We start from the raw sequence: 18766 nt of genomic DNA, 5'->3' as shown, positions 1-18766 counted from the left end.
TTAGACAGCTAATCGGTGCTGTTAATACACTGACCCTAAGCATCACGACGACTGCTGGTCACGCCGCACGGACGGTGCGTGAAGGCGTGGCAGTAGATGGCTCACCGAAAGGAGTGCAACCCTTCCATGACTTTAAGCCTGCAGGGTTCTGGCCAACGCACGAAAGCTACCGGCACGGCCTCCGGTTTCGAGCGGGGTGAGTGGATTACCCAGGCCAAGTGCCGCAACGGCGACCCGGACGCGCTTTTCGTGCGCGGGGCGGAGCAGCGCAAGGCGGCCGTCATCTGCCGCCACTGCCCAGTCATGATGGAATGCCGCGCCGATGCCCTGGATAACCGCGTCGAATTCGGCGTCTGGGGCGGGCTGACCGAGCGCCAGCGCCGCGCCGTGCTGCGCAAGAACCCGGACGTGAAGAACTGGGCCAACTACCTGGCCGGCGGTGGGGAACTGCACGGCATCTAAAGGGTTGTGCCCCGGAGAACCGACTCAGTTAAGAAATAGTGAGAATCTGTGAGAAAGCGCCCCGCAAGACCAATGTCTTCGGGGCGTTTCTTCGTCTAAAATGGACACCATGACTAAATGGGAATACGCGACCGCGCCCGTACTCACCCACGCCACCAAGCAGATCTTGGACACTTGGGGTGAAGACGGCTGGGAATTGGTGACTATTACTCCCGGGATGAACCCGGAGAACGTCGTTGCATATTTCAAGCGTGAGGTGGAATAACACATGAGTTTCAAGAAGCGACTGGAAGAGCTGGGCTACGAGCTGCCGCAGGTGGCCAAGCCGCTGGCCTCGTACGTGCCGGCCCTCAAGGTGGGCAACCAGGTCTGGACCTCGGGCCAGCTGCCCCTGGTCGACGGCCAGCTGCCGGCCACCGGCAAGGTCGGCGCCGAGGTCAGCCTCGAGCAGGCCCAGGACCTGGCGCGCCGCAGCATCCTCAACGCGCTCGCGGCTGTCGATGCCGAGGTGGGCCTGGACAACATCTCCCGCGTCCTGAAGGTCGTGGGCTTTGTCTCCTCCGACCCGGACTTCGTGGACCAGCCCGAAGTCATCAATGGCGCCTCGAATCTCATCGGTGAGATCTTCGGGGATGCCGGCCAGCACGCTCGCTCGGCCGTCGGCGTGGCAGTTCTGCCGAAGAACTCCCCGGTGGAAATCGAGCTCATCGTGGAGATTTCTTAAAGATCGGATAGGGTAGGATTTATGGAGCATCCTGCATATAGCCAACTTCGCCCGGTGACTCGTTCAGCGGGCGTTGTCCTGTGTGACAACCCCAGCTACACGGCCCTCGAAGGGACCAACACCTGGATCATCCGCGCGGCGGAAGACGCCAAGTCGATCGTCGTCGATCCGGGCCCGGAGGACGAGGGAAACCTCAACGTCATCCGCAACAACGCCGGGGAAATCGGCCTCATCGTACTGACCCACCGGCACAACGACCACGCCGACGGGGCCACCCGGCTGCGCCAGCTGACCGGCGCCCCCGTCCGCGCCTTCGACCCGAACTACTGCTCAAGCGGAGTTGAGGCCCTGGAAGACGGGGAGATCATCTCCCTGGACGGGGTCACCCCGCAGCTCGAGGTGGCGCACACCCCGGGCCACACTGCGGATTCCACGTCCTTCTTCGTCTGGAGCGGCGAGCCGCACAACTCCCACCTGGAGGGCATCATCAGTGGCGACACCATCGTCGGCCGCCACACCACGCTGCTCTCGGAGACCGACGGCGACTTGGGGGCCTACCTGGAGTCGCTGGCCATGCTGGAAGAGCGCGGCAAGGACGTGCCCCTGCTGCCGGGCCACGGCCCGGACCTGGAGGACACCTCCGCGATGGCGCGCAAGTACATCGACCGCCGCCACTACCGCCTAGACCAGATCCGCACGCTGCGCCAGGAGCACGGCGAGGACATCGAGCTGCAGACCCTCATCGACAACATGTATGACGACGTCGATCCGGTCCTGCGCCACGCCGCCGAGCAGTCGACCCGCACGGCGCTGAAGTACCTCGACGCCGAGAAGAACAGCTAAAAGACCCTTCCCAGGGCACTTGCCTCCCCGCCCCTCAACTGGCTTTCGCGAGTCAGTGGGGCGGGGAGGTTTTTGTCTGCCGTTCGCGCCCACGGGGCCCGGGAATAAAAATAACCCCGCCCCCGCGGGCGCGGGGCGCGAGGCTGGAAAAGGCCGGCCTTAGCGGGCGCGGCGAGCCAGGTGCTCGGTGTCCACGATGATGACGGACTTGCCCTCCAGGCGGATCCAGCCGCGGTGGGCGAAGGTGGCCAGGGCCTTGTTGACGGTCTCGCGGGAGGCGCCGACCAGCTGTGCGATCTCCTCCTGGGTCAGGTCGTGGTTGACGCGCAGGGCGCCACCTTCCTGCACGCCGAAGCGGTTGGCCAGCTGCAGCAGCGTCTTGGCCACGCGGCCCGGCACGTCGGTGAAGATGAGGTCCGCCAGGTTGGCGTTGGTGCGGCGCAGGCGGCGGGCCAGCACGCGCAGCAGCTGCTGGGCGATGGACGGGTGGTCGCTGACCCACTGCTTGAGCATCTCCGAGTTCATGGTGGCGGCCTGGACCTCGGTCACGCAGACCGCGGCGGAGGTGCGCGGGCCCGGATCGAAGATGGACAGCTCGCCGAACATGTCGGACGGGCCCATCACGGTCAGCAGGTTCTCGCGGCCGTCCGGGGCGTGGCGGGCGAGCTTAATCTTGCCCGAGGTGATGATGTAGAGGCGGTCGCCCGGTTCGCCCTCGTCGAAAATGGTGGTACCACGCGGGAAACGGACCGTCTCCATCTGCTCAATCAGGTTGTTAACCGCGACGGGATCGACACCCTGGAAGATACCCGCGCGGGAGAGAATATCCTGAACGCTTTCCACTAATGCTCCTTGGTCAATCAGCTGATGGGGTCGAAGGTGTAAATCTGCAGTGAATTTCACCGCAGGCACCGGAAAATTTTATGTAACGGCTCATATCCTACCGTGGAATTGGTCACTTATGGGGTTAAAAGCGCAATTCCTAACAGAAACAGAGCCTGCACACAGGGCACGCGTAGTCGCGTAATCCGTGCGTATGAAAGATAAAAGCCACCGCTGCAACCTCCGGCTCCGCAAGGGGAACCGCCAACTCAGTCGTGACAACCGGGTCTTTTCCAGACGCCCGGTTGTGGTATCTCCAGTTAGCCCGAGGCGCGAGCGTGTCAGTCCTGCTAGCTACCAGCTAATGCAGGCTAGTCGAGGACGCTTGATTCAAGCTTCTCCATGAACATGGCGAACACGGCCAGCGCGACGGGCGCGACGATGACTAAGACGATCATGGCCCCCATCTTACTAAGCTTTTATTCATGCGCGACCATAAACCCTCGAATTCTGCGAAAAATCTTCGCAATTCCGGCCCGCGGCGGGCCGAGACGATCAACAAAATTCTCAGCCAGGAATATCCGGACGCCCGCTGTGAGCTGGACTTTGAGACCCCACTCGAGCTGCTCGTGGCCACGGTGCTGTCCGCGCAGTGCACCGACGCCCGGGTCAACCAGGTCACCCCTGCACTCTTCGCAAAATACCCAAACGCCGCCGCCTACGCCCAGGCCGATCCGGCGCAACTGGAGGAAATCCTGCGCCCGCTCGGCTTCCAGCGGGCCAAGACCAAGCACCTGCTGGGGATAGGCGAGGGGCTGGTGGCCCACTTCGGCGGCGAGGTCCCCCGCGGGATAAAGGAGCTGACCAGCCTGCCCGGGGTGGGCCGCAAGACCGCCCTGGTGGTGCGCGGCAACGCCTTCGGCCTGCCGGGGCTGACCGTGGACACGCACTTCCAGCGCCTGGTCACCCGGCTCCGCCTGACGGAGAAAACGACCCCGGTGGCCATCGAAAAGGACATCGCCGGCCAGCTGCCGGAGGAGGAGTGGACCATGTTCTCCCACCGCCTCATCTTCCACGGACGGGCGGTCTGCCGGGCCCGCAGCCCGCGCTGCGGCGACTGCGTGCTGGCCCACCTGTGCCCGGCGGCTGCGGAATACGGGAAAGCGCCCCGGCCCAGTAGACTGGTGGGGAGATGAAAAAGCAGGTTTTCTGGTCCATCGGGGCGGCCGTCGTGCTGACGGTCGCCGTGGTCGCCGCCGCCCTGGCACTCCTGTCTCCCGGGGGCGGTGGCGAGCAGGCCTCCGGCCCGGACGCGGCCGGGGCATCGTCGGCCCCTGCGGCATCGCCGGCCGAGCAGGGTCAGGCCGCCGACGTGCCGGCCCGCCCGGACTGCCCGGCCGGTCCCGTCGCCGGGGTCGACCTGGACTGCCTGGGCGGGCAGGAATCCGCGGAAGAAGGCTCGGCCGATAGCGGGGTGACCATCGTCAACGTGTGGGCCTGGTGGTGCCAGCCCTGCCGGGAGGAGCTGCCCCTGCTGGAGGAGGTCGCCGCCAGCCACCCGGAGTGGGAGGTGCTCGGCGTGCACGCCGACACCAACGCGGCCAACGGTGCCGCGCTGCTCGAGGAGCTGGGCGTGGGCCTGCCCAGCTTCCAGGACTCGGATAATTCCTTTGCTGGTGGGCTCGGCCTGCCGCGGGTCATCCCCATCACCCTGGTGCTGAAAGACGGGCACGAGGTCGGCCGCTTCGTCCAGGCCTTCGAGTCCACCGCGGAGATTGAGTCCGCGGTCGCGGGGGCGCTGGATGGCTAAAGCTAGCGCTCTGATAACGGGACGGTCAATGGCCGGGGCGGTGAGGCGCTGATGGGGCTGTACTTGCCGCACCACGGGGACCGGCCCGGAGAGAACGTGACGGTGCGCCCGGCGGCCGCGCCGCGGTGGCTGCGCCCGGCCCTCGGGGTGGATTCGCACCAGATCGAGGCCACCATGGGCCAGCGCCTCGACCGCAACTTCCCGCCGGTGAAGAAGCTGCGCCGGGACGCGGCGGTGCTGGTGCTGCTGGCCGGGGACTGCCTGGACAACGCCCGGGTGCTGCTCACCCACCGCACGCCGACCATGCGCTCGCACTCCGGCCAGATCGCCTTCCCCGGCGGCCGGGTGGATCCGGAAGATACCAACCTGGTCGACGCCGCCCTGCGCGAGGCCTGGGAGGAAACCGGGTTGGATCGCCGCAGCGTGACCCCCATCGATCAGTGGGAGCGGCTGCGGATCCGGGCGACCGGCAACCCCGTGACCCCGGTGCTGGCCTACTGGCACAGCCTCTCCCCGGTCGGGGTGGCCAGCCCCGCGGAGACGGACGACGTCTTCACCGTCCCCCTGACCGATCTCATCGATCCCGCCAACCGGATCCAGGTGGGGTGGGGAGCCTGGACCGGGCCCGCCTTCCGGATCCAGGGCTACGTCATCTGGGGATTTACCGCCGGGGTGCTGGCCACCACCTTGCGGCACGCTGGCTGGGAGCAGCCCTGGGATAACAATTCGGTGCGACCGCTCCGCGCCACCCTCGCCGCGTCGCGCAATCGTGAGAAGATGAACGAACCGCACCAGCAGCAACCGGCGACCGAATAGTTGTGTAGCTGTTTAGCAGCTGCGTCGCCGCGCGGTAGTATGCTGGCCTAGCCAAAACAGATTTTTACAGGAAGAACCCTTTTTCAGTGAGCGCATTTTTAGTGGTCGACGCCCTCATCGTGATCGCCGTGCTAGCCGCGGTGTTCGCCGGGTGGCGCCAGGGCGTGATGTCTTCCGTGCTGTCCTTCATCGGCATCGTCGCCGGCCTGGTCATCGGCATGGGCCTGGCCCCGCTGGCGATGCGCCTGACGGACTCGGTGGCCCTGCGCCTCTTGCTGGCCGTCGGCGTGATGATCCTGCTGGTCGGCATCGGCCACCTGGCCGGGTCCTCCCTCGGCGCTCGGCTGCGGGACAGACTCCGGCTGCGCTCGGCCCAGCGCATCGACTCCCTGGCCGGCTCGGTCTTCCAGGCCGTGGCCGCCCTGCTGGTCATCTGGCTGGTCTCCATCCCGCTGGCCAGCGGGCTGACCGGCGTGGTGGGCAAGGGCCTGCGGGAATCTCAGATCCTGGGCGGCATCCACTCGGTCGCGCCGGAGCAGCTGAAGGCCCTGCCGGGCGGGGTGACCTCGCTGCTGAACCAGACGGGCCTGCCGCCGCTGGTGGCGCCCATCGACGGCGACCGCAACGTGGAGGTCGCCGCCCCGCGCATCGAGGTCGAGAACAAGGCGCTGGTCAAGCAGTTGCGCCCGTCGGTCATCCACGTGCTGGGCGACGCGGACTCCTGCAGCCGCCGCCTGATGGGCTCCGGCTTTGTCATCCAGGACGACTACGTGGTCACCAACGCCCACGTCGTGGCCGGGACCAACCTAGTCAACCTGGACACGGTCACCGGCATCCAGCAGGCCGAGGTGGTCTACTACAACCCCGAGGTCGACATCGCCGTGCTGCACAGCGAGAACCTGCAGCTGCCGCCGCTGGACTGGGCGCCGGAGCCGGGGGTGACCGGCGACGACGCCATCGTCATGGGATTCCCGCAGTCGGGCCCGTTCAGCGCCACCCCGGCCCGCGTGCGCGATCGCATCACGATTGCCGGCCCGGACATCTACAACATGGGTCGCGTCGAGCGCGACGCCTACACCGTGCGCGGCAGCATCCAGCAGGGCAACTCGGGTGGGCCGCTGTTCAACACGGAGGGCCAGGTCCTCGGCATGGTCTTCGGCGCGGCCGTGGATGACACGGACACCGGCTACGCGCTGACTGCCGACGAGGTGATTTCCCACATCGGGGACGTCGCGCAGCTGACCGAGCCGGTCAACACCGGCGAGTGCGTGGCCCGCGACGTCGTGTCCAATTAGGCCTCGGCCCGCCGCCTTCGGCTAAAGCTGGCGCGCCCAGTCCGCGACGGTCGCGACGAAGTCGGCGGGCTCTTCCACGTGCGGCAGGTTCTTGGCGTGCCGCAGGCTGTGATCGGCAAAGGCGCCGGTGGTGCGGGATCGCGCGCGCCGGATGATGGGGTTCCACAGGCGCTGCCCGGAGTGGAAGAAAAGCACGGGCGCGGAGATGGTCTCCTCGACCCAGCGGCGCGGGACGGCGGCGGTCAGCAGCCGGTGGTTCCACAGGATTCCGCGCACGACGTTGCCGATGGAGGCGGCCTCGAGCCGCAGCTGCAGCAACCGCTGGAAGCGCTCGCCGCGGAAGCGGCCGGTGGTATTGAGCAGCAGCTCCTTGCGGTAGACCCACTCGGAGAGCCCGGGCACGCGCTGCAGGGCCCGGTAGGGCAGGCGGCACAGTCCCGCGCGCAGCCACAGCCAGAAGAAATCCCAGGGGCGGGCGGCCATGGCGCGTCGCAGGTCCACCGGGTAGGCGCCAGAGATGCTCACGATGCCGGCGACACGCTCGGGGTGCTCCACCGCCAGGGACCAGGCCACCGAGGCGCCCGTGTCGTTGCCGATGATGATGGCCCGGCGGTGGCCCAGCGCCTGGATGAGCCCGGAGAGATCGCCGGTCATTACGCGGATGTCGTGGCCGATATCGGCCGGGGGCTTGTCGGACATGCCGAAGCCGCGGGCATCGATAGCCGCGACGTGGAAGCCGCGCTCGGCCAGCGGGGCGATGACGTCCCGGTAGTCGAACCAGCCGCCGTAGGACCCGTGAATGGCCACGACGAGGGGATTTTGGGGATCCCCGGCCACCGCGGCGTGCAGCCGGATGCCGCGCGTGTGCACCAGCTGGTGCGTAAACGGGCCGTCCAGCTCCACGACGGAGGGCGAAAGGTTGCGTGCCGACACGGGCGATACTCCTCCAGGTTGGGCTCGGTAGAAACTGACAAAACTCCGCCGAACGCGGTGCGTGGGGCGGAGTTAGGGGGTAGGGAGGGGGGCTTTAGGGGCTGGCCTAGGAGTTGGTGAACAGGCCCTTGTTGCCCTCGACCTTCTTCTGGGCCTTGCCCGGGACCAGGTCCTTCATGTCGCTAAAGGAGTTGATGGTCTTTTCCGGCTTCTTGACCTTCTTTACGTTCTGGATACCCACCAGGGCGCAGACGCCGGCGATGACCAGCATGATGAGGAAGACGATAAGGAAGGCGGCCCAGCGGTCCAGCCACTTGGCGAGCAGCTCCGCGAGGAAGAAGAAAAAGAAGAAGGAGCTATACAGGGCGACGGTGCCGGCCACACCGAAGAAGCCGGCGCCGATGCCGCCCTTCTTGGCGGAAGCGGCCAGCTCGGTCTTGGCCAGCTCGACCTCCGAGCGGACCAAGCTGGAGACCTGCTCAGTGGCGTTGGAGACCAAGGTGCCGATGGAAGCCTCACCGGAGCGGGAGGTGTCAGCGTCGCTGAGGGGGATCGCGTTGACCTTCGGGGCAAACTGATTACTGCCGTCGGTGAAAAGTCCGTCGTTGCTCACAGGTTAAACCTTCCTTGGGTGGAAAATATTTCGTAACTTAAATACTACGTGGAAACGTCGTCCGAGCGCACAGCGTCCCGACACGCGGGTCACAGTCTAAAAAACGACCGGCCGCAGCCCGTCGCCACGTTTGCTAACGCCTATCCTAGTTCATATGGCCGAAAATGACCCGCTATCCCCGCTGTTAAGGGACGAAGAAGTCTCCCGCCTGTCCGGGCGGGCCGAGAGCGCCATCGCGGCGGCACACCGGCGACCTGCGGCTTTGCGCAAACCCGAGGTCGTATCTTCGGAGTCCCTGCTGCGCGGCGCCAGGGCCAGCGCGGGGCTGGTCAGCGGGCGCGTGGCCCGCGACGTGGAGGAAGAATTTAATGCCGACGGCAGCCTGCTGGCCCGCCACATCAGCGCCTATTCCACGCTGGCGCCCGAGCAGTTCGCTGCGACCATGCGCACCTTCACCCGCGCCCCGCTGCAGGTTTTGGCCCGCTGGGACGTGGCCGGCGGCGGGGCCGGCAAGCCCCAGGCCGCGGCGGATCGCCTGACGGTGCTGGCCGGCTGGGTCGTGGCCGGTGCGGGCAGCGCGCCGGGGCCGGGACTGCGCTTGCTGCTTCCGGCGGTGCTGCACGCTGAGGTCGCCGCCCACGGCTGCTTCGGCGAGCGCAGCGGGCTGGTGGGGCGGATGGCCGGGCGCGCCGCCGCCATCGCCACGGGCCTGGATCCGCGCGGTTTCGCGGTGCCGGAGACGTATTTCTCGCGGCACCGGCAGCAGTACACGGAAACGCTGCAGGCCTACCGCGCCGAGGATCCCTTCCCGCTGCTGCGTCTCCACCTGGCGGCCTGGGAGGCCGGCGGCAAGGAGGCAGACGGCATCGCCCGCGCCGCTTAAGCCTGGGGCTTAAACCTGGGGGCTTAAGCCTGGGAGCTTAAGCGGTAAACGGCACTAGGCCGGCCACTTGGCGGGGCCGGGGCGCCCGGCCAGCCAGATGCCGCCGGCGATGAGGGCGGCGATGCCGGCGACCACGCCGGCGCCGATGCCGACCTCCTTGGCGCCGGGCAGGGTGAACAGGGGCTCGGGGTCCTTGAAGGTGCGGATGTCCCAGCCGTGCTCTAGGGCGTGCTTCTTCATGGCCCGGTCCGGGTTGACGGCCACGGGGTTGCCCACCTTTTCCAGCATGGGGATGTCGGTGGCGGAGTCGGAGTAGGCGAAGCTGCGGGGCAGGTCGTAGCGGCCGGACTCGGCGAGGCGGTCGAGGGATTCAGCCTTGGCCGGGCCCTTGCAGTAGTAGAGGACCTCGCCGGTGAACTTGCCGTTTTCGGCGGCGAGCTCGGTGGCCACGACCTGGTCCACGCCGAGCTCGTCCGCGATGAGCTGGACCAGCGGGCGCGCGGAGGCGGAGATGATGATGACCTCGTGGCCGGCGGCCTGGTGGTAGGTGATCAGCTCGCGGGCCTCCGAATAGATGGCCGGGGTGAGCACGGTGTGCATGGTCTGCTGGGCGATGGCCTCGACCTCGTCCACGGGCCAGCCGGTGACCATCTTGGCGAGCTGGTCGCGGGTGGCGTCCATCTGCTGGCTGGACTGGCCGGCCATCATGAAGCTGGTCTTGGCCAGGGACAGCTGCAGGGCCTCCGTGGGGGTAATCAGCCCGTTGTGCATGAACTCTTTGCCGAAGGCGAACGCCGAGGAGGTCGCGATGATCGTCTTATCGAGATCGAAGAAGGCCGCCACGCGGGCGGTGTCGGCGGGGAGGCGTTCGGGCTGGCGAGTCATATGGGTGAAATCCTGGCGCTAATTTCCGTTACTGAAGTGTCTGTCGAGTCCTGTGTTGCAATTGTTATGTTTGTGTTTAATCTACCGCAGTTTCCGGCAGTTTCCTAGGGGAGCCGGGATACTACCTACTCAATCGTAGGTTTGGCCTCGATGGTTACACTCCGCCGGCAGCCGCGCAAGGGCGAACGCCGGGTCATTCACACCAGGATGGTTACATGTGTCGCGGGCCACTCATGAGTGGCCACCTGCGGCGGGGTTGTCCACAGGCGTTGTCGCCCGCCCTGGATTGGGCGGGGGACACCGGCCAGAGTGAGGGGCATGAACGCACCGATTACTGACTTCATCCTCATCGCGGTCACGGACCCGCTGCTTATCCCCGAGGCTCAGCACGCCGCGGCGGCAGCCAGCGCGGAGGTCCGGCACGCCGTCGACCCGCGGGAAATCTCCCGGCTGGCGGCCCAGGCCCGGGCCGTGGTGGTCGATGAGACCACCGCCGCCCACGTGGCCAGCCTGCGCGGCCGGGCCCCGGTCTATTTCGTGGGCAATGAGCCCGGCCCGCTCAACTACGAGGCGGTGCTTAACTGCCACGCGGAGGCGGCGTTTATCCTGCCGGCGGAGTCCCGCCAGCTGCTGGAGACCCTGGGCGAGGTCATGCGCGGGCCCGAGGAGGCCAACGCCGAGCACCGCCTGGTGGCCGTGGTGGGCGCTGGCGGCGGGGCCGGGGCATCGCTGCTCGCGGCCGTGCTGGCCCGCACGGCCGGCCAGCACTCGGCCTGCGGGGCGGTCATGCTGGTCGACGCCGGCGAGTTCTCCGGCGGGCTGGATCTTCTCCTGGGGCTCGAGCAGCAGCCCGGGGCGCGCTGGCCGGAGCTGCGCCTGGGGCAAGGTGCTATCGCCGGGAACGAGCTGCGGGCCGCGCTACCGACCACGGCGGACGGGATAGCGGTGCTTTCGGCGGCGCGCAGCGCGGTGGCCGATCCGTTTCGCCTCGAGCTGGCCGCCGTCGAGGCCGCCGCGGAAAGCGTGCGCGGGCAGGCGGGGATAAGCATCTTCGACTGCGACTGGCACCTGCTGCCGCGGCAGGCCCAGCACGTGGTGGTGCTTACGGCCGCGGAGGTGCGCTCGACTGCGGTGGCCGCCCAGCTGGTGGCCCGGCTGGCGGCGGACAACCGCCGCTGCCACCTGGTGGTCCGGGACCGCGGCTGGTCGGGGCTCGGCCTGGGGGAGGTCGAAAAGATCTGCCACGCCGACGCGGTCGCGCAGGTGCCGACCAGCAAGAAGCTGGCCGCGGCCGTGGAGATGGGCGGGCTGCCGCAGCGCCTGCCCCGCGCCATCGATGCCACCTGCCGCCAGATCCTGCAGGCGGTGGGCCAGGATGTCTAAGGTCTCGCGGCCTGCGCCGACGCCGTCGCCGGCGCAGCTTATCGACAGCCTCCAGCAGTGCGTGGCGGCCGAGCCGGAGCTGCTCCACCGGCCCGCCGATCTAGCGCGCCGGGTCCGCCAGGAGGCCGGCGTCATCACCGACGTGGAGGTCCTGCGCGTGCTGCGCCAGCTGCGCGACGACACCACCGGGCTGGGCCCGCTGGAGCGGGTGATGAGCTACCCCGGCATCACTGACGTGGTGGTCAACGGCCCGCACTCCGTCTTCGCCGACACCGGGGCCGGGCTTGCGGAGGTCCCGGTCCGCTTCGCTGACGATGCCGAGGTCCGCCGCCTGGCCACCCGCCTGGCCGTGAGCTGCGGGGCGCGCCTGGACGACTCCCAGCCCTTCGCCGACGGGCGGCTCGAGCGCAGCGACGGCACGGTCCTGCGTCTGCACGCGGTCCTGTCCCCGCCGGCCGAGGGCGGGACCTGCCTGAGCTTGCGCGTGCTGCGGCAGGCGCAGACCAGCTTCACAGAGCTCGTCGACAACGGAACCATCGACCCGGCGGTCGCCCCGGTGGTCCGCGATATGGTCGCCGCCCAGGTCTCCTTCCTGGTGGTCGGGGGCACCGGATCCGGTAAGACGACGCTGCTCTCGGCGCTGCTGGGCGAGGCCGATTCCGCCCAGCGCCTGGTGGTCATCGAGGACACGGCCGAGCTCAAGCCCAACCACCCGCACGTGGTCAGCCTGGTCGCGCGCCGCGCCAACGCGGAAGGGTGCGGCGAAATCACCATGGCCACCCTGCTGCGGCAGGCGCTGCGGATGCGTCCGGATCGGATCATCGTCGGCGAGATCCGCGGCGCGGAGGTCGTGGACCTGCTGGCGGCGCTGAACACCGGGCACGACGGCGGGGCGGGGACCCTGCACGCCAACTCCCTGGCCGAGGTGCCCGCCCGCATGGAAGCCCTCGCCGCCCTCGGCGGGCTGGACCGGGCGGCGCTGCACTCTCAGCTGGCGGCGGCGGTGCACGTGGTTTTCACCACCGAGCGCGGCCGGGACGGGCGCCGCCGGCTAGCCCAGATCGGTCTCCTGGAGGGAAACCCGGTGCGGGCGCGCGTGGTGTGGAGCACGGAGGCCGGCCCGCGCGAGGGCTTCGCCGAATTCGCCGCCGAGCTTTCCGGGAGGTTGGCATGACTAGTGCTCTGTGGTGCTTGGCCGCGGCTGCTGGCGTGTGGGCCACGCTGCCCTCTGCGGCTCCCCGCTTGGGAGGGGCCCGCGGCGGCGCGCCGGGTGGGCGGGGATCGCTGCGCGCCGCGCCGGCCGTGCTGGCCGGGGTCTTCGCGGTGACGCTGGTCAGCCTGTGGGTGGGCCGGGCCAGCGTGGTGCTCGCGGGGGCCGTGGTGGCCGTGACGGTCTGCTGGGTGGTCCGCGACGTGCGGCGAAACCGAAACCGGCGCGCCGAGCGGGAGGTGCTGGCTGCCTTCCTGGGCACCGTGACCGGCGACCTGCAGGCCGGGGCCACCCTGCCGACGGCGTGGGCGCGCGGGGCGGAGGCCCTGCCGGCGGGCGGGCCGCCGGGGCTGCGCGACGTGTTAGTCAGCGCCGGGGTGGTCGCCGCCCGCGGCGGCAGCCTCCCGCAGGTGCTGCAGGCCAGCCCGCAGCTGCGCGGCCTGGCCCAGCTGTGCGCGCTCAGCGACGACTACGGCATCCCCCTGGCCCGCCTGATGGAAAGCGCGCAGGCGCGCTTCGACGCCGCCCGCCGGCACGCCCAGGCCACCCGGTCGAGCCTGCAGGGCCCGCAGGCCACCGCCTACGTCCTGACCTGCCTGCCGCTGGCGGGGATCGCCATGGGCGTGGTGATGGGCGCCGACCCAGTCGGCTTCCTCTTCGGCGGCGGGCTGGGCGGCGTCCTGCTGGTCTTAGGGGTGGTGCTGGCCTGCGCCGGGTTCGCGTGGTCGCGCTACATCATCGGGAAGGCGGCGGGCTGATGTCGTCACTGGCGTTTTCTGGAGGGCTGTCCTTGCTGTTGCTGGCCGCGGCGGTGGCGTGCCTGCCCACGGCGGCAGGTGCCCGGGTCATACCGAAGACCCCGCGCGATGGCCCATCGGCGCTCCTGCGGGGGATTTCGGAGCGCCTCACCACGCGGCAGGGGCCCGACCCGCTGGATGTCGCCAGCGACGTCGAGCTCTTCGCCGCTTGCCTGCGGGCCGGGCTGTCCACCCAGCAGGCGGCCGGCGCCCTCGCCCGGGTAGGCCAACTATCCGAGCGCTGGGGCGCGGTGGCCGCGCTGCTGGCGGTGGGGGCCCGGGGGCAGCGGGCCTGGGGGCGGCTGGGCATCGATGAGCTCGCCCGCCTCGTGGTCATGTCCGGGCAGTCCGGCGCGGCGATCGCGCGGGGCTGTGAGCGCATCAGCCACACGCTGCGGGTGGATGCGCAGGCCCAGGCGACCGCGGCGGCGGAGCGGGCCGGCGTCTTCGTCGCCCTGCCGCTGGCCGTGTGTTTCCTGCCCGCCTTCGTGGTGCTGGGCTTGGTGCCGGTGGTGATAAGCCTCGGCGCGCAGCTGCTTTAACCGGGCAGCTTCGACCTGTTCCTGTTCGCACGACCATTCAACCAACCACATTCCACCAACCAACTGACACTCAGAAGCCAAGAAAGAAAGAGAAAATACCATGAAAATTACCACCTACCTGCGCAGGAAGGTCTCGGTCCTGGGCAACGAGGACGGGATGTCGACCATCGAATACGCCATGGGGAGCCTGGGGGCCGCGGCCCTGGCGGCGGTGCTCTACATGGTCATCAACAGCGGCGGGGTCTCCGACGCCATCGAGGGGATTATCACCGACGCCCTCTCCAACACCCCGGGCTAAACCATGCGCGATGATTCCGGTTCCGTCAGCATCGAGGCCGCCCTGGCCTTGTCCAGCCTGGTCATCGTGGCCGCCGCCATCCTGGGCGGCATCGCGACGCTGGCCGCGCACTTGACCGCCGTCGATACCGCCGGGGCGGCCGCCCGCGCCCACGCCATCGGCGTGGACTACGTCCCGCCCCGGGGCGATATCGAGGTCGTGGTCAACGAGTCGGGCGGGCTGGTCACGGCCGAGGCCCGCGTGCCGGCGGCGCTGGGCACGATGAGCCACACCGCCGTCTTCCCGGCGGAGGTCTCCGGTGAATAGCCCGGTCTCGGCGCGCGGGCAGGAGGACGGCTACGCCACCGTGACCGCGGCCGGAATCATCGTGGCCTTAGCCAGCGTCTTGCTGGCCGTGGCGGGGATCGCCGCGCACGTCATCGCCCGCCACGAGGCTCAGGTGGCGGCGGATCTCGCCGCGGTCGCCGGGGCGTATGCGCTGGCCACCGGCGGTGATGCCTGCCCGGCGGCCCGGCGCACGGCCGAAGACAACGCCGCCCGCCTGGACCGGTGCACCGTTTCCGGCCGCGACGTCGTGGTCGGCGCGTCGGTGCGCTGGCGCGGCGCCCAGGCCAAGGCCGGGCCCGCCTAGTGCGCCCGCGCTAATCCAGTAACACTCCGAATAAGTATCACTCCGACCCAGCCGTGGAGCCCTGCGTCATCGTGACCAGGGCTCCCAGCAGTTTCAGGGCCCCGGCCTTGTCGAGGGGGTTGTTGCCGTTGCCGCACTTGGGCGACTGCACGCACGACGGGCAGCCCGACTCGCAGCCGCAGGAGCGCACGGCCTCGAAGGTGGCCTCGATCCACTCTGGGAAGCGGCGGAAGCCCTCGTCGGCGAAGCCGGCCCCGCCGGGGTGGCCGTCGTAGACGAAGACGGTGGGCAGCTGGGTATCCAGGTGCCGGGCCGTCGAGACCCCGCCGATGTCCCAGCGATCGCAGGTGGCCAGCAGCGGCAGCAGCCCGATGGCGGCGTGCTCGGCGGCATGCAGGGTGCCCGGGGTATCGGCCGCGGTGACCCCGATCTTGTCCAGAACCAGCGGGTCGATGGTATAAGCCACCGCGCGGGTGCGCAGGCTCTGCTCCGGCATCTCCAGCGGCACCTCCTCGCCCACGGTGCCGTCCGGCAGGCGGACCACGTACCCGGTGACCTGGTTGGTGACCTCGACTTCCACGTTGGCCACCCACAGTCCGGGCGAGTAGTTGATGAGCTCGTCCGGCCCGGCCCCGGACAGGATCCGGATGTCGGTGGTGGAGTGGGCCTGGGTGGAATAGTCCGGCACGTCGGGGCGCGCCAGGGCCACGTAGTCGTCCAGGTCGAGGTCCTCGATGACGAAGGTCTCGCCCTGGTGCAGGTAGACCGCGCCGGGGTGGACCTGGGCGGCGGCCCGGGCGGCATCGACGGTGCCCAGCAGGCGCCCGTCCGAGCTGTCGACGATCATGACCTCCTGGCCCGCCCCGCCGCGCAGGGCCACCTGCCCGTGGGCGGTCTCGGGGCGCCACTCACCCTCCAGCTGCGGGGTGGGGAACCAGCCGCGGGCCCGCTTCTTGATGAGTCCGTCGCGGGCTAGCGCCTCGACGACGTCGGGGGCAAAGGCGGCCTCGGCATCGCTGAGCGGCAGCTCCACGGCCGCGCAGTAGAGGTGGCCGTAGAGCAGGTAGGGGTTGCGCGGGTTGAACACGCTGGCCTCCACGTCGCGCTCCAGCAGGGCGGCCGGGTGGTGGACCAGGTAGGTGTCCATCGGCTCGTCGCGGGCGACCAGGACCACCAGGGAACCCTGGCCGCGGCGCCCGGCCCGGCCGGCCTGCTGCCAGAAGCTGGCGACGGTGCCGGGGAAACCGGCCGTGACCACCGCGTCCAGGGTGCCGACGTCGATGCCCAGCTCCAGCGCCGAGGTGGTGGCCACCCCCAGCAGGCTCCCGTCGTCGAGGCCGGCCTCCAGGGCGCGGCGGTCCTCGGCGAGGTAGCCGGCCCGGTAGGAGGCGATGCGCCGGGCGAAGTCGGCCCGGCCCAGGCGGCCGGATAGCTCCTCCTGGCAGAGCATGGAGACCAGCTCGGCGGCGCGCCGGGAGCGCACGAAGGTCAGGGTGCGCGCGCCCTCGGCCACCAGGGTCGCCATGATGTCGGCGGCCTCGGAGGTGGCGGCGCGGCGCGTGTTCTCGTCGAGGAAGCCGGGCTCCCACAGCATGATGGTGCGCGCCCCGGTCGGCGCCCCGTCGGCGGTCACGGCCTGCGCCGGCCGGCCGGTGAGCCGCTCCAGGTGGCGGGCCGGATCCCGCATGGTGGCCGAGGCCGCGATGATGGTGGGGTTCGCCCCGTAGTGGCGGCACAGGCGCAACAGGCGGCGCAGCACCAGCGCGATATTGGCCCCGAAGACCCCGCGGTAGGAGTGGCACTCGTCGATGACGATGAATTCCAGGTGCCGCAAGAACCGCGCCCAGCGCTGGTGGGCGGCCAGCAGTGAGACGTGCACCATGTCCGGGGTCGAGAAGACGAACCGGGAATTGTCCCGGATGCCGGCGCGGGCCTCGGCCGGGGTGTCGCCGTCATAAGGCGCCGGGTTGGCCCAGCCGGCCAGGCGCCCGGCGGCCAGCAGCTGATCCGATCCCAGCGCCTTGGTGGGGGTCAGGTACAGCGCGCAGGCCGTCGGGTTGGCCGCCAGCCGGGTCAGGATGGGCAGCTGGTAGCCCAGCGACTTACCGGAGGAGGTGCCGGTGGCTACCACGACGTCGTGGCCCTCCCACGCCGCCTGAGCCGTGGCGGCCTGGTGGCTGTAGAGCTGGCCGATGCCGGCATCGACCAGCAGCTCCTTGAGCCCAGGGTCCACCCAGGCGGGCCAGTCCGCGTACTCGGCCGGGCGGGGCGGCAGCGTGGTCAGGTGGGTGCACTCCGACTCCGGGAAGCGGCGGGTGAGAATCTCCGCGAGCTCCGCGCCCAGCGGGTTCGGGGACTCAGCTACCATCGCGCATACCCCTTTCCGGGTGGAAAAATACCAAGAATTTTAGTCAATAAAGCCTCCCAAGACTATCGCGCGGCGCCAAAACGTGTCACACTTACCAGTGGTCGAAGATTTCTTAGCGCAGTGTTTAGATTTAGGTGCTCGTGAAAGATTTTGGAAAACGCGGGCACTTTCTGGCTTAACCAGCAGAGAGGTTCGACGCCTCGACCACTTCGAAAAAGTTCAACACATCCCTATATACGCCGAAAGAGGTACATAATGGCACAGGGAACCGTCAAGTGGTTTAACGCTGAAAAGGGCTACGGCTTCATCGCTCCGGAGGATGGATCCGCAGACGTCTTCGTGCACTACTCCGAGATCCAGGGCGGCGGCTTCCGCACCCTGGAGGAGAACCAGAAGGTCTCCTTCGAGGTCGGCGAAGGCGCCAAGGGCCCGCAGGCCCAGGGCGTTACCGTCATCTCCTAAGGCGCGAAGCCTCCGGCTTTCGCCTCGCTACCTGTTTTTAAGGTGCGGGGCGAAAGCTTTTTTATTACGTAGGGTCAGGCGGCAGGGGAGTTTTAGGGGGTCTCGGCGTAGCCGTTGCGGGTGTCCTTCCAGTCCAGGATGCGGTTTTGCAGCCACTGGATGGCGAAGCCGATGACCACCGCGGCCACGATACTGACCAGCATGGCCACCAGGGGGGAATCCGAAAAGGCCATGCCGCCCAGGTAGCCGATGGCCAGGGCCTGGAAGGCCCAGATGGCCACGCCGATGCTGTCGAAGAAGAAAAACAGCGGCCACGGGTAGCGCACCGATCCCAGCAGGATGGTCATGAGCAGGCGCGCCGAAGGGATGAAGCGGGCGATGATGATGGCGGCCCCGCCGCTGCGCCGCATGTGGCGCTTGACCCACAGGAGGCCCTCGTAGGCCTTGGACCCGCGCCGCAGGCGCTGCACGTACGGCATGAAGCGGGTGCCCAGCAGGAAACACAGGTTGTCGCCGAGGATGGCGGCGAACAGGGCCGTGAAAAACATCACGGTCACGGACGGGACCCCTTGGCTGCCGGCCCAGGCCCCCACCAGGTTCAGGGGGATTTCAGACGGCAGGACGGGGAAGAAGCAGTCGAAGAAGATGAGGCAGCCGATGACCGGGTACACCCAGTCGGTGGTCATAATCGACTCGATGACCTGCAGGATTGAGTCCACCATGAGGCAGGCCACCTCCTTTGTGTAGTCGGGCCGTGCGCGCTGGCGCGGAGGGGACAAGCGCCCGGGACGGTCCGCGATTAACAAGTTCAATAGTGCAGGATACACCCACCGCCGGCCAACGCTATACCCCATGGGTTATGCCCCCGTTGGGGCGGTAAATGTTGGTTTCGGGGCTAGACAAGTGATAAACAGTTCGGAAGTGGCCCCATTAAATACTGTATTACTGTGTAGCCGGTTTTGGCTCTGTGTAGGCTAGGGGCACTTGGC

General features: G+C 68.6%; 23 protein-coding genes. 17 read left to right on the top strand and 6 right to left on the bottom strand.

Features of this window, described 5'->3' with window-relative positions; genetic code table 11:
- Window positions 1-126 precede the first annotated feature (126 nt).
- The 4 genes from VVR85_RS08460 to VVR85_RS08445 all read left to right on the top strand — a co-directional run bounded on the left by VVR85_RS08460 (window position 127) and on the right by VVR85_RS08445 (window position 2029).
- Entirely contained in the window at window positions 127-462 is a 336-nt protein-coding gene (locus tag VVR85_RS08460) for a WhiB family transcriptional regulator (RefSeq protein WP_070768883.1), read from the top strand.
- A 109-nt stretch (window positions 463-571) separates the two neighbouring features.
- A complete protein-coding gene (locus tag VVR85_RS08455) occupies window positions 572-727 on the top strand; it encodes a DUF4177 domain-containing protein (protein WP_168166954.1) in 156 nt (51 codons plus the stop codon).
- A 3-nt stretch (window positions 728-730) separates the two neighbouring features.
- A complete protein-coding gene (locus VVR85_RS08450) occupies window positions 731-1186 on the top strand; it encodes a RidA family protein (RefSeq protein ID WP_368520478.1) in 456 nt (151 codons plus the stop codon).
- 21 nt (window positions 1187-1207) lie between these two features.
- On the top strand, window positions 1208-2029 hold the full coding sequence (locus VVR85_RS08445) for an MBL fold metallo-hydrolase (protein WP_368520477.1): 822 nt from the start codon (window positions 1208-1210) through the stop codon (window positions 2027-2029).
- A 159-nt stretch (window positions 2030-2188) separates the two neighbouring features.
- Here VVR85_RS08445 and glxR read toward each other — a convergent pair whose 3' ends face one another.
- Window positions 2189-2872: a CRP-like cAMP-activated global transcriptional regulator GlxR gene (glxR, locus tag VVR85_RS08440; RefSeq protein WP_070768258.1), complete on the bottom strand. Its 684-nt coding sequence runs from the start codon at window positions 2870-2872 to the stop codon at window positions 2189-2191.
- A gap of 464 nt (window positions 2873-3336) precedes the next feature.
- Between glxR and nth the strand changes: the two genes are divergently transcribed.
- The 4 genes from nth (at window position 3337) to VVR85_RS08420 (ending at window position 6772) form a co-directional block, all read left to right on the top strand.
- Entirely contained in the window at window positions 3337-4047 is a 711-nt protein-coding gene (gene nth, locus VVR85_RS08435; RefSeq protein ID WP_368520476.1) for an endonuclease III, read from the top strand.
- The gene (locus VVR85_RS08430) at window positions 4044-4661 is read left to right on the top strand and encodes a TlpA family protein disulfide reductase (protein WP_368520475.1); all 618 of its coding nucleotides are present in this window, start codon (window positions 4044-4046) and stop codon (window positions 4659-4661) included. Before nth ends, VVR85_RS08430 begins: the two co-directional genes overlap by 4 nt.
- A gap of 51 nt (window positions 4662-4712) precedes the next feature.
- On the top strand, window positions 4713-5477 hold the full coding sequence (locus tag VVR85_RS08425; RefSeq protein WP_368520474.1) for a CoA pyrophosphatase: 765 nt from the start codon (window positions 4713-4715) through the stop codon (window positions 5475-5477).
- Window positions 5478-5563: 86 nt separating this feature from the next.
- A complete protein-coding gene (locus VVR85_RS08420) occupies window positions 5564-6772 on the top strand; it encodes a MarP family serine protease (protein ID WP_368520473.1) in 1209 nt (402 codons plus the stop codon).
- A gap of 21 nt (window positions 6773-6793) precedes the next feature.
- Here the strand turns inward: VVR85_RS08420 and VVR85_RS08415 are convergent, their stop codons facing one another.
- Window positions 6794-7705 (bottom strand): alpha/beta fold hydrolase, encoded by a 912-nt coding sequence (locus tag VVR85_RS08415; protein ID WP_368520472.1) that lies wholly within the window; start codon window positions 7703-7705, stop codon window positions 6794-6796.
- Between the two features lie 106 nt (window positions 7706-7811).
- Entirely contained in the window at window positions 7812-8318 is a 507-nt protein-coding gene (locus VVR85_RS08410; protein ID WP_070768264.1) for a phage holin family protein, read from the bottom strand.
- Window positions 8319-8472: 154 nt separating this feature from the next.
- Here VVR85_RS08410 and VVR85_RS08405 point away from each other — a divergent pair, with 154 nt between their 5' ends.
- Window positions 8473-9201 carry an oxidoreductase gene (locus VVR85_RS08405; RefSeq protein ID WP_368520471.1) on the top strand — a complete coding sequence of 243 codons (729 nt, stop codon included), beginning with the start codon at window positions 8473-8475 and terminating at the stop codon, window positions 9199-9201.
- 54 nt (window positions 9202-9255) lie between these two features.
- On the opposite strand, the gene VVR85_RS08400 is transcribed toward VVR85_RS08405, so the two are convergent.
- On the bottom strand, window positions 9256-10086 hold the full coding sequence (locus VVR85_RS08400; protein WP_368520470.1) for an HAD family hydrolase: 831 nt from the start codon (window positions 10084-10086) through the stop codon (window positions 9256-9258).
- Window positions 10087-10404: 318 nt separating this feature from the next.
- On the opposite strand from VVR85_RS08400, the gene ssd reads away from it, so the two are divergent.
- The 7 genes from ssd to VVR85_RS08365 all read left to right on the top strand — a co-directional run bounded on the left by ssd (window position 10405) and on the right by VVR85_RS08365 (window position 14947).
- Window positions 10405-11469 (top strand): septum site-determining protein Ssd, encoded by a 1065-nt coding sequence (gene ssd / locus VVR85_RS08395; protein ID WP_368520469.1) that lies wholly within the window; start codon window positions 10405-10407, stop codon window positions 11467-11469.
- The gene (locus VVR85_RS08390) at window positions 11462-12643 is read left to right on the top strand and encodes a TadA family conjugal transfer-associated ATPase (RefSeq protein ID WP_368520468.1); all 1182 of its coding nucleotides are present in this window, start codon (window positions 11462-11464) and stop codon (window positions 12641-12643) included. Before ssd ends, VVR85_RS08390 begins: the two co-directional genes overlap by 8 nt.
- Window positions 12640-13437 carry a type II secretion system F family protein gene (locus VVR85_RS08385; RefSeq protein ID WP_368520467.1) on the top strand — a complete coding sequence of 266 codons (798 nt, stop codon included), beginning with the start codon at window positions 12640-12642 and terminating at the stop codon, window positions 13435-13437. Before VVR85_RS08390 ends, VVR85_RS08385 begins: the two co-directional genes overlap by 4 nt.
- The gene (locus tag VVR85_RS08380) at window positions 13437-14018 is read left to right on the top strand and encodes a type II secretion system F family protein (RefSeq protein ID WP_368520466.1); all 582 of its coding nucleotides are present in this window, start codon (window positions 13437-13439) and stop codon (window positions 14016-14018) included. Before VVR85_RS08385 ends, VVR85_RS08380 begins: the two co-directional genes overlap by 1 nt.
- A 100-nt stretch (window positions 14019-14118) precedes the next feature.
- The gene (locus VVR85_RS08375) at window positions 14119-14316 is read left to right on the top strand and encodes a DUF4244 domain-containing protein (protein WP_368520465.1); all 198 of its coding nucleotides are present in this window, start codon (window positions 14119-14121) and stop codon (window positions 14314-14316) included.
- A gap of 3 nt (window positions 14317-14319) precedes the next feature.
- Entirely contained in the window at window positions 14320-14622 is a 303-nt protein-coding gene (locus VVR85_RS08370) for a hypothetical protein (protein ID WP_368520464.1), read from the top strand.
- Complete coding sequence (locus VVR85_RS08365) at window positions 14615-14947, top strand: Rv3654c family TadE-like protein (protein WP_368520463.1); 333 nt, start codon at window positions 14615-14617, stop codon at window positions 14945-14947. The genes VVR85_RS08370 and VVR85_RS08365 overlap by 8 nt, the downstream gene beginning before the upstream one ends.
- Before the next feature lie 37 nt (window positions 14948-14984).
- Here VVR85_RS08365 and VVR85_RS08360 read toward each other — a convergent pair whose 3' ends face one another.
- Window positions 14985-17315: a DEAD/DEAH box helicase gene (locus VVR85_RS08360; RefSeq protein WP_368520462.1), complete on the bottom strand. Its 2331-nt coding sequence runs from the start codon at window positions 17313-17315 to the stop codon at window positions 14985-14987.
- A 255-nt stretch (window positions 17316-17570) separates the two neighbouring features.
- Between VVR85_RS08360 and VVR85_RS08355 the strand changes: the two genes are divergently transcribed.
- Entirely contained in the window at window positions 17571-17777 is a 207-nt protein-coding gene (locus VVR85_RS08355) for a cold-shock protein (protein ID WP_296202465.1), read from the top strand.
- Window positions 17778-17869: 92 nt separating this feature from the next.
- Here the strand turns inward: VVR85_RS08355 and VVR85_RS08350 are convergent, their stop codons facing one another.
- A complete protein-coding gene (locus VVR85_RS08350) occupies window positions 17870-18499 on the bottom strand; it encodes a DedA family protein (RefSeq protein WP_368520461.1) in 630 nt (209 codons plus the stop codon).
- Between the last annotated feature and the right edge of the window lie 267 nt (window positions 18500-18766).

This window comes from Corynebacterium sp. LK2590 (genome assembly GCF_040946105.1).
In the GTDB taxonomy this organism is placed as follows: domain Bacteria; phylum Actinomycetota; class Actinomycetes; order Mycobacteriales; family Mycobacteriaceae; genus Corynebacterium.
Note: the sequence above shows the minus strand (reverse complement) of the source record. Positions and strands in the feature narration are given on the sequence as shown.

Bases quoted from the DNA above. Each gene is read 5' to 3' on its own strand.
- VVR85_RS08370 (WP_368520464.1), top strand. From the start codon at position 14,320: ATGCGCGATGATTCCGGTTCCGTCAGCATCGAGGCCGCCCTGGCCTTG.
- VVR85_RS08350 (WP_368520461.1), bottom strand. From the start codon at position 18,499: ATGGTGGACTCAATCCTGCAGGTCATCGAGTCGATTATGACCACCGAC.
- VVR85_RS08450 (WP_368520478.1), top strand. From the start codon at position 731: ATGAGTTTCAAGAAGCGACTGGAAGAGCTGGGCTACGAGCTGCCGCAG.
- nth (WP_368520476.1), top strand. From the start codon at position 3,337: ATGCGCGACCATAAACCCTCGAATTCTGCGAAAAATCTTCGCAATTCC.
- VVR85_RS08425 (WP_368520474.1), top strand. From the start codon at position 4,713: ATGGGGCTGTACTTGCCGCACCACGGGGACCGGCCCGGAGAGAACGTG.
- VVR85_RS08390 (WP_368520468.1), top strand. From the start codon at position 11,462: ATGTCTAAGGTCTCGCGGCCTGCGCCGACGCCGTCGCCGGCGCAGCTT.
- VVR85_RS08385 (WP_368520467.1), top strand. From the start codon at position 12,640: ATGACTAGTGCTCTGTGGTGCTTGGCCGCGGCTGCTGGCGTGTGGGCC.
- VVR85_RS08380 (WP_368520466.1), top strand. From the start codon at position 13,437: ATGTCGTCACTGGCGTTTTCTGGAGGGCTGTCCTTGCTGTTGCTGGCC.
- VVR85_RS08460 (WP_070768883.1), top strand. From the start codon at position 127: ATGACTTTAAGCCTGCAGGGTTCTGGCCAACGCACGAAAGCTACCGGC.
- ssd (WP_368520469.1), top strand. From the start codon at position 10,405: ATGAACGCACCGATTACTGACTTCATCCTCATCGCGGTCACGGACCCG.
- VVR85_RS08400 (WP_368520470.1), bottom strand. From the start codon at position 10,086: ATGACTCGCCAGCCCGAACGCCTCCCCGCCGACACCGCCCGCGTGGCG.
- VVR85_RS08445 (WP_368520477.1), top strand. From the start codon at position 1,208: ATGGAGCATCCTGCATATAGCCAACTTCGCCCGGTGACTCGTTCAGCG.
- VVR85_RS08430 (WP_368520475.1), top strand. From the start codon at position 4,044: ATGAAAAAGCAGGTTTTCTGGTCCATCGGGGCGGCCGTCGTGCTGACG.
- VVR85_RS08355 (WP_296202465.1), top strand. From the start codon at position 17,571: ATGGCACAGGGAACCGTCAAGTGGTTTAACGCTGAAAAGGGCTACGGC.
- VVR85_RS08375 (WP_368520465.1), top strand. From the start codon at position 14,119: ATGAAAATTACCACCTACCTGCGCAGGAAGGTCTCGGTCCTGGGCAAC.
- VVR85_RS08455 (WP_168166954.1), top strand. From the start codon at position 572: ATGACTAAATGGGAATACGCGACCGCGCCCGTACTCACCCACGCCACC.
- VVR85_RS08360 (WP_368520462.1), bottom strand. From the start codon at position 17,315: ATGGTAGCTGAGTCCCCGAACCCGCTGGGCGCGGAGCTCGCGGAGATT.
- VVR85_RS08405 (WP_368520471.1), top strand. From the start codon at position 8,473: ATGGCCGAAAATGACCCGCTATCCCCGCTGTTAAGGGACGAAGAAGTC.